Source organism: Aliiglaciecola lipolytica (assembly GCF_018860635.1).
Lineage (GTDB): Bacteria > Pseudomonadota > Gammaproteobacteria > Enterobacterales > Alteromonadaceae > Aliiglaciecola > Aliiglaciecola lipolytica_A.
The window spans coordinates 666,049-681,584 of the sequence record NZ_JAHKPT010000035.1 but is presented as its reverse complement, the minus strand read 5'-3'; the positions used below and the strand labels follow the sequence as shown (position 1 = coordinate 681,584).

Genomic DNA, 15,536 nt, shown 5'->3' with positions numbered 1-15,536 from the left:
AACACAATGAGAATTGGAATAGATGTAGGCGGCACTCATACAGATGCCGTAATTATGCAAGGTGACAATGTACTGGCATCCACCAAAGCCCTGACTTCAGCAGACGTGATTTCTGGAATTACCAATGCGCTGGATGTTATTTTAAACGACAGCGGTATTTCGCAGAATGAAATCGAAACCGTCATGATTGGCACAACCCAATTTACCAATGCCATTATTGAACGACGTGAACTAGCACAGGTAGCGGCCGTAAGAATTGGCTTACCCTCAGGTAACGGCATGCCCCCCATGTTGGACTGGCCTCAAGATCTAAAAGACGCCCTTGATAGCGAATATTACATGCTACATGGTGGTTATTTATATGATGGTTGGTCGTTGGCCGATATCGATCAACAAGAAGTCAGCAACATGATTAACAGCATGCTCAAAAGCGGCGTTAAAAATATTGCCATAGCGTCTGCATTTTCACCGATAAATTCAGCTCCAGAAGAGCAAGTTGCCAACGAAATTCGTAAAGCGATACCCGATGCGAAAATAACCCTATCCCATAGTTTTGGTCGTTTGGGTTTAATGGAAAGAGAAAATGCGGCAATTTTAAATACCACGTTATTACCTTTCGCCGACAAAGTGGTTAGCTCTTTTTTAGGAGCTCTGAAAAAACGCGACCTGCATTGTCCGGTATACATTAGCCAAAACGACGGCACCTTAATGAGCGCTGATTTCGTGCGTTCCTACCCTGCCCTAACATTTGCATCAGGGCCGACTAACTCGCTACGGGGCGCTTATAAATTAACCGGTTTAAAAGATGCCATTGTAGTTGATATTGGCGGTACCACTTCTGATATTGGTGTTTTACAGAATGGATTCCCCCGAGAATCAAACGTCATTATTAAAGTTGGCGGCGTGCGGACTAATTTTAGAATGCCCGATATTTTAGCGATTGGCTTAGGCGGCGGCAGCATAGTATCCGACGACGGCACTGCTATTGGCCCCCATTCAGTTGGTCACAAACTGGTTACCGAAGCGTTAGTTTTCGGGGGCAACACGCTCACTACCAGTGATATTTTAGTGGCTAGTGGTGGTGCAAATATTGGCGACAAAACAAAAGTAGCGCATATCTCACCGCAAACTATTCGTCAGGCCAAGAAGACCTTACATTCGATGCTTGATAACAATATCGACATGATGAAACCCGGTGGAAAATCTATGCCAGTGATACTGGTCGGTGGTGGCGCTATCTTGGTGACCGAGGGATTAGAAGCTGCGTCCGATATTCATCGACCTGAACATGCTGGTGTGGCTAATGCCATTGGAGCCGCAATTGCGCAAATTGGTGGTGAAGCAGAACAGATGGTGTCTTATCGCACCTTGCCACGTGAAGAGGCGATAAAACAAGTGACTAAAGATGCCATGCAACGTGCAATAGATGCAGGCGCGGCAGCAGATACGTTACGCACCGTTGATATCGAAGAAACCCCCGTACCTTATATGGATGAGTCTAGTACCTGTATTCGGGTTAAAGTAATAGGTGAATTAGCTGCCTTACCGACCAATACTTCTGAACGTATACAAGAGTCCACATTATGAAAATTGAACAAAAACATTTAGAAGATTTAGCCCTAGGTTCTGTTTTTTTAGCAACAGGAGGAGGCGGTGATCCCTATGTTCCCCGTTTAATCGCTGAGCAAGCAATTAAGCAATTTGGCGCAGTAGAGGTAATTCAGCCGAGCGAACTCAGCGACGATGCCTATGTGGTAGCGATAGGTGCTGTAGGCGCGCCTACGGTTAGCCTTGAGTTACTTCCTTCGGTTGAAGATGCAGCAAACACCTTAGCAGCTTTTGAAAAGCACGTTGGCAGAACCGTTGATGCGGTTGCTTCTTTTGAAATCGGTGGCGGCAATTCATTGATTCCGATTGTTGCCGCAGCTGGTAGAGGCTTAGCGGTTATCGACGGCGACGGTATGGGCCGAGCCTTACCTGAAGCGCAAATGATGAGTTATGCTATTGCTGGTGTGAAACCCACGCCATCAGTTGCTTATGACTACGCCGGGAATGTGGCGACATTCTCGACCAATAGCACCGAGGTGTATGAACGCCATATCCGCAGTCTAGCTATGGCTGCTGGCGGCATGATTACCGCAGCTGAACATCCAATGACCGGTCGTCAGTTAAAAGATTCAATTATTCCAGGGACCTTGTCTTTTTCCATTAAACTTGGTCAAACTCTACGGGAAAATCGCGGTTTAGCCACCGAGATGCTTGCTCCTTTACAGGCACTGTTTAACGATTCAATCTACGGTGAATGTCGCCTAATTTTTACTGGAAAAGTGATTGATAAAGCCACTCGAATTGTTGGCGGCTACGATATTGGTGAAGCCACCATTGAATCTTTTGATAATAACGACTTACCGCTTACAGTTAGTATTAAGAATGAATACTTATTGGCTCGCAAAGGCGAAAAAGTGGTTGCGAGCGTGCCTGATTTAATTGTCATTGTTGATTATGAAACCTCGACACCAATCAACGCAGAACGTTTACGCTACGGTCAACGAGTGGCGGTATTTGCAGTAGGCTGCCCCCAGTTCTATCGTTCTGAAAAGGCCCTTAAAGCGGTGTCGCCTCGCTGCTTCGGTTTTGATTTAGACTATGTTGCATTAGAAGATATTAAATAGCCGTAGGTAGCGTTTTTCAGCGCAGCCAATAGACAAAAAAGCCGTTAGTTGCTTAACAACTAACGGCTTAATCACCACCAGCAACCATCTAGTAGATGTTGCAATCTAAACCATATAATTTAGTTACCGTAGCCAGCAGGCATCAAAAATTCCCAAACAGAGCTTTCGCTGCCGCGTTCGCATGGTATTTCAATCACAACAGGACCTTCTTTGGAATCAATCACGGCTTGTTCAAGCAATGCTTTGAAGTGCTCTGGTGAATCGGACTTATAAGCCTTTGCACCGAAGCTTTCCACCAACTTCACAAAATCAGGGTTAGTTAACTCTGAGCCAACCACATTACCATCGAAGAAGTTGATCTGATCTCGTCTTACGTTGCCGTATGCATTGTTATTAAACAGTAGAATAATGAGTCCAATTTTAAACTGTACAGCCGTTGCTAATTCTTGCACCCCAAACATGAAACCACCATCACCGGCAATAGACATGACCACTTTATCTGGATTCGCTACCTTTACCCCCATTCCCGTTTGAATACCATGCCCAAGATTGCCTTGATACCCACAAGTGACAAGGTGACGAGGCTCATATACTGGAAATCCTAACCATGAGGTAAAACCAACCTGTGAAATCTCTTCAACAATATAACCATCTCTGGGCATAACCTCACGAATGATGTTTAGATAGGTCATTTGCGGTTGCACTTTTTGGATTTCTTGCCAACTCTGGGCTTTAACCTGTTCGAAGTGTGCTTCTTTCGATGCTCGTGGAGTGATATCTTTTTCAAGTACATTTAGCAATGCCTGGGTTGCAAGGGTCGCATCGGCAACAATCGAAACATCTCCCCGTAACCGAGTAAGTTGAGTAGGATCTATATCTATCCGTACTAATTTGCAGGTTGCTACCCCAGTTTGCCAACGAAACGCTGGTAATTCCATTCTCGATCCAATGCCAATCATCACATCAACTTCTGGATAGAGTTTATAGCCTGCCGCACAATTAAAACCATAAGGAGAATCATCACTAACGATGCCTCGCCCTCCGCGGAATGAGACCACAGGAGCTTGTAACAACTTTGCTAGTTGCAGAATTTCATCTTTTGCATCAACAGCACCACTACCTACCATAATCATAGGATTTTTTGCTTTACCTAACATTTCAGCCGCGGCTTTAATTTTACTTTCAAGGGGCTCATAAGCAGGGCTAGGTATAGCAGGAAAGTTCACATCGACAGTGGCTTTTTGTCCAAAAATATCCATAGGCACTTCAATTGCGACTGGACGTTGGCGTCCCGACGTCAGTTGTGTAAAAGCATTAGACATGGTTGCAGGTGCATCGACTGAATGATTGATGCGAGCCGCCCATTTGGTCAGTACTTTTAAGATCCCAAGTTGGTCATCAAGCTCATGTAGCATGCCGTGTCCAATGCCGACAAATTCGCTGGGAACTTCTCCGGTAATACACAACACAGGAGTGTTATGTGCAGTACATAACGCGGCGGTGGAATTGAGCACCCCTGGCCCAGGAACTACACAATAAACGCCTACACGACCAGTGGATTTGGCATAGCCATAAGCCATGTAACCAGCCCCTTGCTCGTGACGTGTAACAACAAGTTTAATTTTGTCTTGATAACGGCTTAGCGCATCAAAAAAAGCATAGGTTTGCGCGCCAGGAATACCAAAAATTGTATCCACACCGTTTTTTATCAAATATTGGATAATCGCGTCTGAGCAAGTAATCTGTGTCATAGTCAAATAAATTCCGTTGATGTTTATGGTCTAATAATGAATCTTTAAGGGATAATTGAGATGGTTTTATATCCATCTTTCATATTTTTTTGCACTTATTTCCATCAGCTTTAGCCCTGCCCTGCACAGCAGGACAAGGGATGTTAAAACTGAGCTTTATGCCGATAAGCGATGGTAAAAATAGATAAGCGTAAAGGTAGTTAATATAACTACCCCGCACAGACTCCAAATTTTCATAAAGAGGCTGGGCTGTAGCGCTTTAGGGACTTGATCACTCCACATAGCGCGGTGGTTTAAGTAAGCCAAAATAGGGCTAATAACAAAGACAATCACAGAAGTGATATCGATAAATGTTGCGAAGGACTTCAGCATCGTTGCCAATATAAGGATCGCTGCGATACAAAGCAGAATCATCGCGATGTTATAATTGCGTTTTGAATCAAGCTTTAACTCTGGACGCCCAACCCCGCTATCAAGTATTCCAACTAACACCCGCGTCATACCATCGACAACCGCAAACAGCGTTGAAAACATCACGAAAATCGCGATAGTTGCAATCAGTGGAAAACTCCACGGGCCTATTGTTTGCGTAAATAGCTCCATAAGTTGTCTAGAAAAACCTGAATTACTCACTTCAATTGCAACATCACTGTTGTGCATCAAGCCGGTACCTAACACCAAAAAGCAAAGCGCCAATAACACGCTCATCACATAACCCACATTAAAATCTAAACGGGCTTCTTTGGGGGTTGGTAATTTACCGGTATCTTCTGCTCGAGCACAGGTCCAAAGGGATTGTGTCACCGAACCATCCGTTGGTGATGGCATAAAGCCAATCAAAGCAACAACATAAAGTACAACTGAGGAATCAATCGCCGGAATGGCAAACTCTGATGGAGACCAATCGATTTTTTGTGAAACCAGTACCACGGTGATAATAATCAACAGGGTAAAACAAGAAACAACATACTTGGTTAGCTTTTCCAATAAGCTGTAATGTCCGCTACATAAAAATAAAGCGATAACCGATAAAAGTACACTTACACCCAATACTGGATTAACTGAAAAACTAAACGCGGCTTGAAATAAGCCTAAGGTGAAAAGCGCAATTGCTCCCACCACAAACACCATGCTGAAGATTTCTGCAAACGCATAAATACCAAAAATCCACCAGCCAGCGGTTCGATAGCTAGTAATCAGATTTTTGCCCGTAGATGCCGCGAATTCACCACCAAAGCGCAGGGCTGGATATTTCACCAAACAGGCTAAAATAATGATAAATGTTAGACCTAAGCCATAATCAGCTCCAGCCCGAGTGGACTGAACTAAGTGAGAGACTCCCACTGCAGCAGCCGCGTATAAAATACCCGGCCCCAACACGCTAAAAAACGAGCTTGATTTACCTTTCATATTTACTTTCTCTTTTATTATTATTAAGTGAAGCTATTAAATATATTGAAACATTTGCTCGTTAAAGCTTTATACGATTATTAACCAATCAAATGGTACCTAAAATCAACTCTCCTACTGTTTACTAGTTGTCCATTTCAATTATGCTTTTGAGAGCATTTTTAAGTACACTAGTTTGTTCTGGATTTAACTTACTTAGCATATGGTCTTCATGTTCTGCTGCTACAGCCAACAAAGACTTTTGCAGAGCCATGCCCTCATCGGTAAGAGCAAGCTTATCTTCCTCTATCGTCAGTGCACCTTTTTCAATTAGTGTATCTACTGATTCACTTAAATCATTCAATGGCTGCATTGCTAAAATAGACAGTGTTTTCAAGGTATGTACCGGGGCACTTGATAGTATGGTCATAACTCGCCATTGCTCTGGTGTCACATCACAGCCATCAATTAGTTTTGGATATAAATCTTGACGGTATTTAGAAATAGCAGAATTTAGTAAATATAACAAATAGTTATCTAAAAATTCGTTACCTGTCTCTGCTACATTCTTTTGAACATTGCCGCTGGGATGCTGGGAGGTGATTGCATAACTACCTCTAGAAAATGCTAAAGGTGTTAACGAATCATCATGATTGTATTGGATTACTTCACCAACGATGATCAGGTGATCGCCACCTTCGTAAACATTCCAGGTTTTACACTCAAACTGGGCACCACAACCGGCCAGCAGAGGTGCTCCACCTAAACCTTTGGAAAAAGATACATCTTTAAATTTATCTTCTCCTCTTCCGGCAAACCGATTCGAAGTTTCAACTTGATTTTCACTTAATACGTTAATCGCAAAATATTCGGCTTTTTCAAAAATTGTTTTACTAAACGCGCCTTTATCAATGCTCCACAATACTAATGCAGGCTCAATTGATACACTGTTAAAACTGCTTGCAGTGCAACCAATCGGAGCGCCGTTTTCATCAACCGTAGTTATCACTGTCACCCCTGTTGGGAATTGACCTAGCGCCGTTCGAAAATCTCTTTTATCAAACTTAGTATTACTCATATTTTTATCCTAGCATTTTGTTCTTATTAGGCTTTAACGGCCAGCTTTATGTGCAGGTAGAGTACCTATACCCCAGTGAGCTTTCGGATATTCACTAATTATCACACGAATATTTTCTTCAGGCGCACCGATAGAATCCATTACAGCTTCAGCCACTGCTTTGATTAATGCTTCTTTTTGCTCGACTGAGCGACCTTCCATCATATTTACATTTACAATTGGCATAGTTCTCTCCGTCCTCTATAACCTATTCCATTCTAAAACCTGTTTTCAATTGTGCCTTACTCAACACTTTTACCTGTTTTAGAAAACTAAAAGGTTTTAAATATCAATAACTAATCGCTCACACTTAGCACGAGAACAACATAAAGCAATCTGGTCGTTGTCTTCTTTCTCTTCGTCAGTTAAAAAGTGATCTCGATGATCTGGAATGCCCTCGATAACATCAGTAATGCATGTGCCGCAGACACCTTCCTCACAAGACATGTTGACCTTCACTCCAACTTTTCGAAGGGCTTTGGCGATCGTTTCTTCGCTACCTACAGTGACGGTAATATCACTTTGTTCACAGTAGACTTCGAAGCTGTCACCGGATGTATCAACATCTGCACTGAAGTACTCAAAGTGAACATGGTCGCTTGGATAATTTTGTTCTTTTGCACTATTTATCACCCAATCCATAAAGCCCGTTGGCCCACAAACATAGATGTGCGTGCCTGGCTGGAAATCGCCAAAGGTATCTTTTGGAGAAAACAATTGAGATTTATCTTGGTCATCGTAATGAAAACAAACCCGATCACCAAAAGCCGATACTAGCTCATCTTCGAATGCACCAGCCCCTTTAGTGCGCGTGCAATAATGAAGTTCAAATTCTTTGTTTGCTTTCAACAGTTCGTACGCCATCGCAATCATTGGTGTAATACCAATTCCGCCACCGGCAAGAATGCTTTTCTTAGCATCTTTATCAAGTGGAAAATGATTACGCGGTGGGCTAATTTTTATATGTTGTTGCTCGCTAAATTCAGCATGAATTTTAGCCGAACCGCCTCTAGAATTAGGGTCATTTAACACGCCAATTCGATAAGACTCGCTCGATGCTGGATCATTACATAAAGAGTATTGACGTATCAGATCATCACCACAGTGAACATCAATATGAGCGCCAGCCGAAAACGCAGGTAGCGGCTGTCCATTGGCACTTGCCAAATCCATCACTGCAATACCCGCACCTTGTTCAGTGCGTGACGTTATTACAACGTCGATTAATTCATTATCCACAAGATTCTCCTCATCATGCTTAACGCATGTATATGCCGCCGTTAATATCCCAAGTCGCGCCAGTGACTGTATTCGCTTCATCGGCTGCCAACATCACAACCACTGAACCGATAAATTCAGGGTTACTCATGGCCTTAACGGGGATCATGTTATTAATAATATGTTCAAGTTTATCTGCGGGTACTTTGTCTCTAACAGATGGCACATCTACCGGACCTGGTGCAATTGCATTTACCGTCACACCTTTGTCAGCAAATTGTCTGGCAAAGATTTTGGTTAACGTTGTAATTCCAGCCTTTGATGCGGCGTAATGGGCACCGGATGCGGTGCCCCCCATTTGTCCAGCCAAAGAGGCTAAATTGATAATTCGGCCAAAACTTTGGTCTGCAAAATATTGCCCAAACACTTGGCTACCAATAAAGTTGCCACGTAAATTAATGTCTAGCACTTGGCTAAATTCTTCTGGACTGATCTCCATCAACGGCGTAGTTGGTGTCATCGCTGCATTATTAACTAACACATCGCAATGCCCAAAAGTGTCAAGGGTAAACGCTAAACCTTCACAAAAATCTTGTTTGCTCATGACATCAAGCTTAGTCGCAACTGCCACTTCGCCTGTGGGGTCGAGTACCTTAGCAGCTTGGGCCGCCAGCGACCCATTAACGTCACTGACCACCACCGAATAACCCGCTTTGATGAGAGACTCGCAAATCACATAGCCTAACCCTTGCGCAGCACCGGTGACCAAAGCCACTTTTTTATTGGAACTCATAATGTCCCCTTAAAACAAGTAACTGACAGTCGTCAGATGCTGGCTTGATTTCATGACTTTAACGATCTTTTCAGCAATTTTGAAACTGCCGCCGTCACGGACTAATTTGAATTGCAAATTAGCCGGATAGCAACGTACGCCGTTTTTGTTATTTTCATACAAACTATAGGCACAACGCACTCTCACAAAGCCATCAATATCGTCAAGTATGCGGAAGCGTGACATAGTACGTACGGTTTTTTCACCTAATTGCGTTGAAATAGCATCACCGCTAGTTAAACGTTCAATACGCAACTTACGCATTTCATCATCGTCGTATGCTACATTGAGGGTATTCGCGTAATCTGTAGCGTTATGATCTACCGGAACAATATACAAACCGGACTCAAGCCATAAATCTAACCACTGTTGGTATTCTTTGTTATCGAGCATGTCTGCTTCAATATTCAAGAAGGCAGTTACATCGGCTAATAATTGGGTATCTAATTTCATTTTATCGATCCTTATTTTCCGCTTTCCACAGACATCATCTTCTTATATTTCTGATACGCAGCACGCATACCAGTTTCAGAACAAACAGCCCCTTTAACATTGCCATCAGCAGAGGTAGATAATTTGGACAAACCGCGATTAATCATGATCCAGCCATCTGTTCCAGCAATGGAACCAGCTTGAACACGTTCCCATGCTTCACCATCATCAGGTGTACCGAAACCCATTGGCCCTTGGAAATGCTCATGTAAACGCATGCGCTTCTGATTAAAGGCTTCAGGAGCACCCTTGCCACCTATGGCGATATGGTGAATTTCAGTTTCATTAGCACTAATTGGCACAAGATTACGGAAAAACGCCATTGAACAAGCAATATTCGGGAACAGATTCAAATTAAACCCGCTACCACCGACCGCTCTAACTAGACGACGTACTTCTTCGTCAGAATGACCTTCATCAGCTAAACTCTTAGCCAAGTCTGCGTAACGCTCGGGAATCGGCTCATCTAAATTTTCTTCTAGATCGACCAACTCAGGGATCATCACCATCACGCTATGACCATTTCCTAAATCTTCGACATAACCTTCACCGTCTAGGAAATCAAAAACTTCAGCAGCCTCTTCATCAACAGATGCTATAAATGACTTATGTACTATGGGGAAGTGATAGGCATCAGTGGTGTTTTCTAGTTGAATCTTCCAGTTTCCAGGGAATCTGAATCGATGATCACCAAGGGTTTTAAGTGGATAACCGCCGCCTTGTTTAACAAATAAGTCGATCCATTTTTTAGCGCCGCCTAAATGCTCATCTAGCGATTCCAAATCATCTTTTAAGGTTGCAAAAACCATCCCGTTATAGGATTCGGTACGTACTTTAACTAAACCAAATTCAGCTTTATCAAGGATATTTTCGTATTCTTCAGGTTTAGGCAATGCACGTAGACTACCATCTAAACCGTATCCCCAACCATGATATGGACAGGTGAAAGCTTTGGTTTTACCGGTTTTACCTTCGCACACAGTTGCGCCACGGTGACGACAACGATTCAACATCACGTGAATATTGTTTTTACGATCACGTACTACGATAACCGGTTGGCGACCTATTGAAGCTGTCTTATATGAACCCGATTCTGGTACTTCACTTTCGTGAGCAACCCAAACCCAAGTGTTATTAAATATCTTGTCTAATTCTTCATCGAAAATTTCTGGGTTAGAGTACAAAGACTTATGCACTCTATCTTCCAGTACCAAATCAGCAGTACTGTTTAGGTTTTTTACTTTAATTTCTGTATTCATGAGAAGTCCTATTCTGGCACTGGCAATGCCGCGCTGTTATCCCATGGCTGGGCCATAGGACGGCTGAATTTATTTTCAGTAACAAAGTGTGAAATTTGACAAGCCTGTTCGGATAAAACGAAAGTTGCTTTAATTTGCGCGCAACTTAATTGTGAACGACCATCAATAAAATCTGAAGGCTGCACCAACAGCCAAGTCCCAGTAGCTTTGTCACCGTCAATCGTGATGGTTTCATTACCCAAAAAATGCACGTTCAGGTTAAAATGACCTGGTGAGGTAGCATATTTTGCAAACATGTTTTCGATTGCATCAATACCTTCATAGCGCCCAAATGTTTTGGCATAGCGCTGGCCCTTACCTTCCCAAATGGCATCGTCTGTAAACAAAGCCATCAGATTTTTAAGTTCAAAACCAGGCGCTAAATCATCGCAAAGTCGCATGTATTGATTCATGCAGGCACTCACTCGTTTTTCGCTTTCTAAAACAGAGAGTCGTTGCTGCAATGCTTCTAATTGTTGTAATGAAATCATATTTTGTATTCCAAAAATTTAGCTTGGAACAACAAGTTCACGACCAATACGTGCTTCTACTTTGCAGTATTTCCACAAGCTGTAAGTGCCGTCACCCACAGGTGTTGAGCGGAAGAAATCACAACCAGCAATAACAGTTTCGAGGTCTGGAACATCTGCCATAATATAGGCAGTCCAAGGGGCGGAAGCGGAAGGACCGACTTGAATTCGATCATCATCCATAATACCAAGCACGTTGACGCCAGGCAGATCAGATATGCCCTTCATCATTGCACTAAAAGCTTGCCAAACATCACCCATGACCTCTTTTGTAGAGTCCATGAAATTTTGATTAACACCGATACAAAACAATACTCGATGGGAAGTTGATTCACTCATAACGTTTTCCTCCAATAGGGTTTAACATTTTTTAATAATTAATTTTTTAAATTCTGAATTTACAAATAACCAGGAAATGGTGGGTGTCCAAACATAATAGCCCCAGCATTTTGATAGGTAACCTCACCCATAAAGGCGTGTTGTGTTACCAAATGAGCATCTCTTAAACAACGAGATAACGGATGATCTAAATAAGCGCCCTGCATACCAGATAATTGATAAGCAATGCGTGTGGCTTCAGCACACTCTCTAGCCACATTAGTGGTTGCTAAGCGAATTAGACTGATTTGATCTTTGCTTGGTTCGTCCCCCTGCATAATCACATCCCACACTTCATCAGTTGCTTCATAAAAGAACGCGCGAGAAGAACGCACTTTGGCTTCCGCTTTAGCAATATCTATTTGTGCATAATGACGCTCCCCTAAATTAGGGGCGCCAGTAACTGATTTTCTATTTTTGGCCGAGTTAACAACCACATCAATGGCATCTCGAGCAATACCTAACGCGGTTACCGATAACACCTGCGCGGCAAATGACAATGAAGGATATTTGAAAAACGGCGTGTCGACTGTGGGTGTGCCGCCACGTACAAAGGTCCATTCCTCAGGAACAAACACGTCTTCTACAATCAGATCAAAACTACCCGTTCCAATCATGCCGTGCACATTCCAGGTTTTTTCGATTTTGACTTTATCAGCCGGCATTACCGCCATTTTTGGTAATTTACTGCCATCATCAGGCATCACACCGACGCCGAGTAGAGATGCGCCCATACAACCGCTAGCAAATTGCCAACGGCCATTTACAATGTAACCACCTTTTACTTTTTTGGCTTTTTGTGGCGGGAAGATGCCACCAGCAAAAACTATATCAGCGGAATCCTTCCACACCTCTTTGAGTGTATCCATTGGTAAAGCCGCAAGATACGCAGGGTTCATTCCAAAGCTGGCAACCCAACCTGCAGAACCATCTGCTGTTGAGATAGTTTCAATTGCTTTTAAAAACTCGCTTGGGGTTTTACCACTGCCACCAAAACTTTCTGGTACGAAGGAGCGGTAAATTCCAATATCTTTGAATTGTTCAACAACATCATTTGAAATAAAACGTTGCTCTTCGAACTCAGCTCTACGTGAGCGAATATCACTTAGCAGTGCATTTACTTTTTCTTCTCCGCCCCACTGGGTCATATCCATTGAATTTTTATACATCGTTTTTCTCCACACATTCAGTGTTAATGTTATTCGAACAGCTTAATTTTTTAGCAATTTCGCATATGAGTTCATCATTTCCCTTGGCTCCTACAAGCTGCATACCTACAGGCTTTCCCAACTCATTTTTAAGTGGGATGGTAATGGCTGGATGCCCAGATAAATTGAATGGTCTAGTTAAAAAGCTGATATTAAGATCGTTTTTACCTTCTAACCCATCCACTCGTTTGAGAGGAAATGAGGGAAGTGTTGGCAGTACAAGGGCATCAACTCCTTTTAAAGCGTCATCCACTTGTTGACTGAAATGCGCTCTGACAACTTCAGCTTCTGAGGCGATATTGGGATTTATCTGACTTGCCGCTAGTAATCTCGATTCAATATCACTACCCAGTTTTCCGGTATTGAGTAAATGACCGAAGGTTTGCCACATCTCAAAATTCATTAATTTCAATGCGGCATCAAAGGCATCATTTAAGCCCGCTAAAGTAGTCGTGCGTAATTCAATAAAACTCTGGTTTAAAGCCTTATCGACTAACTGGTTTATTAGGCTGTCAGCCGCAACATCCAACCGCGCCAATTTAATTGGTCTATCAATAGAAATTGGCGCAAAAGTTGGGTCTATGCACTGCATTCCTTTAATCAAATCTTCTGCTGAAAACGCCAAAGGACCAACACAATCTAAGGTTGACTCAGCAGGCACTACCCCCTTACGACTAACTCGACCAAAGGTAGGTTTAAAACCAAATACACCGCAACACGCGGCTGGCACTCTAATTGAACCACCGGTATCAGTGCCGATACTGAAATCCACTGTCATTTCAGCAACTGCAACGGCACATCCACTCGATGATCCGCCAGGGATATATTCTGGATACAGATAGTTAACCGGAGTCCCCAAATAAGAGTTAACACCCGTCATGCCATATGCCAACTCGTGCATATTTAGTTTTCCGACTAATTTCACACCAGATGCCAACATAGTCGCCACAACATCAGCATGTTTAGTGGCGCTAGTATTGTGACTAAATGCTTTGCTGCCGGCCTCAGTCACAAAACCAGCTACATCGATATTATCTTTGATACCCGCAACCAATTGGGTATTTGTGCCAATTTCAAATTTTTTGGTAAATACACACATCGTAAATATTGCCTTGGTTTCGAATACTAATGTTTAAAGACTAGTTTAAATTACATGATTAATCAAGTGAATATTAATGTAAATATTCTATTAATAATTAAGCAAAAATAATCATTTGTAAAACAGCTTCGTTACTTTTTTCGAGCGAATACAGAATAAAAAACAGATGACTAGCCAGTAGATATTTACTGGCTAGGATAGTTACTATCAGCGAACCTTTAATTGGAAAACGATCGCCGCTGCTATCAATAGAGGTATAGCAAAGACCGCAAAATTGAGCTCCATACTAAAACCATAGGTTATTAATAAACCACCTACGTATGGGCCAATGACAGCACCAAATCGTCCTAGACCCAAAGCCCAACCGATCCCAGTTGCTCTGACTTCAGTTGGATACATCTTTGCCGATGTGGAATAGAGGCCAACGTACGCGCCAAGCAATAAAAACCCGATAATAAACAATAAGATGAATAAATTCATAAACTCAAACAAGAACCCAAACGAGAGCATCGCTAGGCCAGATATTGAGAGAAAAATCGTAATCAATTTAGTTAAACCGAAATTAGCGGCAAACCAACCCAGAAGAAGCGAACCTATAACCCCTCCTCCATTTAACGCCACTGCCGAAAATACGCTATCAGATTCGCTTAAGCCTTCGTTAATCACCAACTTTGGTAACCAACTTAGTAAAAAATATAAGGAGATAAAAACGCACAAAAAGGTTAACCATAACTGTATGGTTTTAGTTCGAAAGGTAGGACTCAATAAACTTAAAACGCTGGCTTTGTTAATTGCATAGTTATTATCAACGACAAATTCACTTATGGTGCTGCGGTTCATTTTGGTTAATAACAGATTAACTTTGTTTAACGCACTGTCAGTCCCTTGGGTTTTTAAAAACTGTAGTGACTCAGGTACCAAACAATACACTACAACGGCCATTACTAAGGTAACCAAACCAAGACTAAAAAACACAATTTCCCAACCATAGGTAGGTAGAATTGGAACGACAATAATCCCGCCAATAGTGGCCCCCAAAGGGAAGCCAGCGGAAATAATTGCGACACTAAAACTGCGATATTTAGTAGGCGTATATTCAGATGTAAGGGCGGTAACATTGGCCAGCATGGCCCCGACCCCAAGACCTGTAATTGTGCGCAAAACAACTAATTGCCAAAATGCACTGACTAACCCTGTTAAAAACATAGATATGCCAATTGCAATAACACTGGCAATCAACATTTTTCGTCTGCCAATTTTATCCGCGTATGGCGCAATTATCATTGCGCCTAACATCATACCTGCGAGTGTCACACTAAACACCAAGCCTAAATTAGTAGGATTAATATTCAGTTGTTCACTAACACGCTGTGCGACAAAGGACATTGAGGTGATATCGAATCCGTCTAATATCATCAACAAAAATGAAATGAACACGACGAGAATTTGAGTTAAAGATAACTTTCCATCATCCAAAATGTGCTCAAATGTTTGTATAGATTGACCTTCTTTCATACGTTGCTCTTTATTGGCAATTGAGTTCACTTTTTAC

Annotated in this window: 15 protein-coding genes; 2 read left to right on the top strand and 13 right to left on the bottom strand. The window is 42.4% G+C overall.

Going from position 1 to position 15,536, the window contains the following annotated elements:
• The first annotated feature begins 6 nt into the window (after positions 1-6).
• The gene (locus KO530_RS20955; RefSeq protein WP_216050397.1) at positions 7-1,587 is read left to right on the top strand and encodes a hydantoinase/oxoprolinase family protein; all 1,581 of its coding nucleotides are present in this window, start codon (positions 7-9) and stop codon (positions 1,585-1,587) included.
• Positions 1,584-2,672: a DUF917 domain-containing protein gene (locus KO530_RS20950; protein ID WP_216050396.1), complete on the top strand. Its 1,089-nt coding sequence runs from the start codon at positions 1,584-1,586 to the stop codon at positions 2,670-2,672. The genes KO530_RS20955 and KO530_RS20950 overlap by 4 nt, the downstream gene beginning before the upstream one ends.
• Before the next feature lie 119 nt (positions 2,673-2,791).
• On the opposite strand, the gene KO530_RS20945 is transcribed toward KO530_RS20950, so the two are convergent.
• The 13 genes from KO530_RS20945 to KO530_RS20885 all read right to left on the bottom strand — a co-directional run bounded on the left by KO530_RS20945 (position 2,792) and on the right by KO530_RS20885 (position 15,499).
• Positions 2,792-4,423 (bottom strand): thiamine pyrophosphate-dependent enzyme, encoded by a 1,632-nt coding sequence (locus KO530_RS20945; RefSeq protein WP_216050395.1) that lies wholly within the window; start codon positions 4,421-4,423, stop codon positions 2,792-2,794.
• 156 nt (positions 4,424-4,579) lie between these two features.
• Positions 4,580-5,833 carry an NRAMP family divalent metal transporter gene (locus KO530_RS20940; RefSeq protein ID WP_216050394.1) on the bottom strand — a complete coding sequence of 418 codons (1,254 nt, stop codon included), beginning with the start codon at positions 5,831-5,833 and terminating at the stop codon, positions 4,580-4,582.
• Between the two features lie 124 nt (positions 5,834-5,957).
• Positions 5,958-6,890, bottom strand: a complete 933-nt coding sequence (locus KO530_RS20935; protein WP_216050393.1) for a flavin reductase — start codon at positions 6,888-6,890, stop codon at positions 5,958-5,960.
• Between the two features lie 33 nt (positions 6,891-6,923).
• Positions 6,924-7,115, bottom strand: a complete 192-nt coding sequence (locus KO530_RS20930) for a 2-hydroxymuconate tautomerase (RefSeq protein ID WP_216050392.1) — start codon at positions 7,113-7,115, stop codon at positions 6,924-6,926.
• A gap of 96 nt (positions 7,116-7,211) precedes the next feature.
• Positions 7,212-8,168 carry a PDR/VanB family oxidoreductase gene (locus tag KO530_RS22075; protein WP_216050391.1) on the bottom strand — a complete coding sequence of 319 codons (957 nt, stop codon included), beginning with the start codon at positions 8,166-8,168 and terminating at the stop codon, positions 7,212-7,214.
• Between the two features lie 19 nt (positions 8,169-8,187).
• Positions 8,188-8,940 (bottom strand): SDR family NAD(P)-dependent oxidoreductase, encoded by a 753-nt coding sequence (locus tag KO530_RS20920; protein ID WP_216050390.1) that lies wholly within the window; start codon positions 8,938-8,940, stop codon positions 8,188-8,190.
• Between the two features lie 9 nt (positions 8,941-8,949).
• Complete coding sequence (locus KO530_RS20915) at positions 8,950-9,432, bottom strand: aromatic-ring-hydroxylating dioxygenase subunit beta (RefSeq protein ID WP_216050389.1); 483 nt, start codon at positions 9,430-9,432, stop codon at positions 8,950-8,952.
• Positions 9,433-9,443: 11 nt separating this feature from the next.
• Entirely contained in the window at positions 9,444-10,730 is a 1,287-nt protein-coding gene (locus tag KO530_RS20910; RefSeq protein WP_216050388.1) for an aromatic ring-hydroxylating oxygenase subunit alpha, read from the bottom strand.
• A gap of 8 nt (positions 10,731-10,738) precedes the next feature.
• Entirely contained in the window at positions 10,739-11,260 is a 522-nt protein-coding gene (locus KO530_RS20905) for a nuclear transport factor 2 family protein (protein WP_216050387.1), read from the bottom strand.
• Between the two features lie 18 nt (positions 11,261-11,278).
• Positions 11,279-11,638, bottom strand: a complete 360-nt coding sequence (locus KO530_RS20900; RefSeq protein WP_216050386.1) for an IacB protein — start codon at positions 11,636-11,638, stop codon at positions 11,279-11,281.
• 59 nt (positions 11,639-11,697) lie between these two features.
• Positions 11,698-12,846: an acyl-CoA dehydrogenase family protein gene (locus KO530_RS20895; protein ID WP_216050385.1), complete on the bottom strand. Its 1,149-nt coding sequence runs from the start codon at positions 12,844-12,846 to the stop codon at positions 11,698-11,700.
• A complete protein-coding gene (locus KO530_RS20890; RefSeq protein WP_216050384.1) occupies positions 12,839-13,984 on the bottom strand; it encodes an amidase in 1,146 nt (381 codons plus the stop codon). Before KO530_RS20890 ends, KO530_RS20895 begins: the two co-directional genes overlap by 8 nt.
• Positions 13,985-14,191: 207 nt before the next feature.
• Positions 14,192-15,499 (bottom strand): MFS transporter, encoded by a 1,308-nt coding sequence (locus tag KO530_RS20885; protein ID WP_216050383.1) that lies wholly within the window; start codon positions 15,497-15,499, stop codon positions 14,192-14,194.
• Between the last annotated feature and the right edge of the window lie 37 nt (positions 15,500-15,536).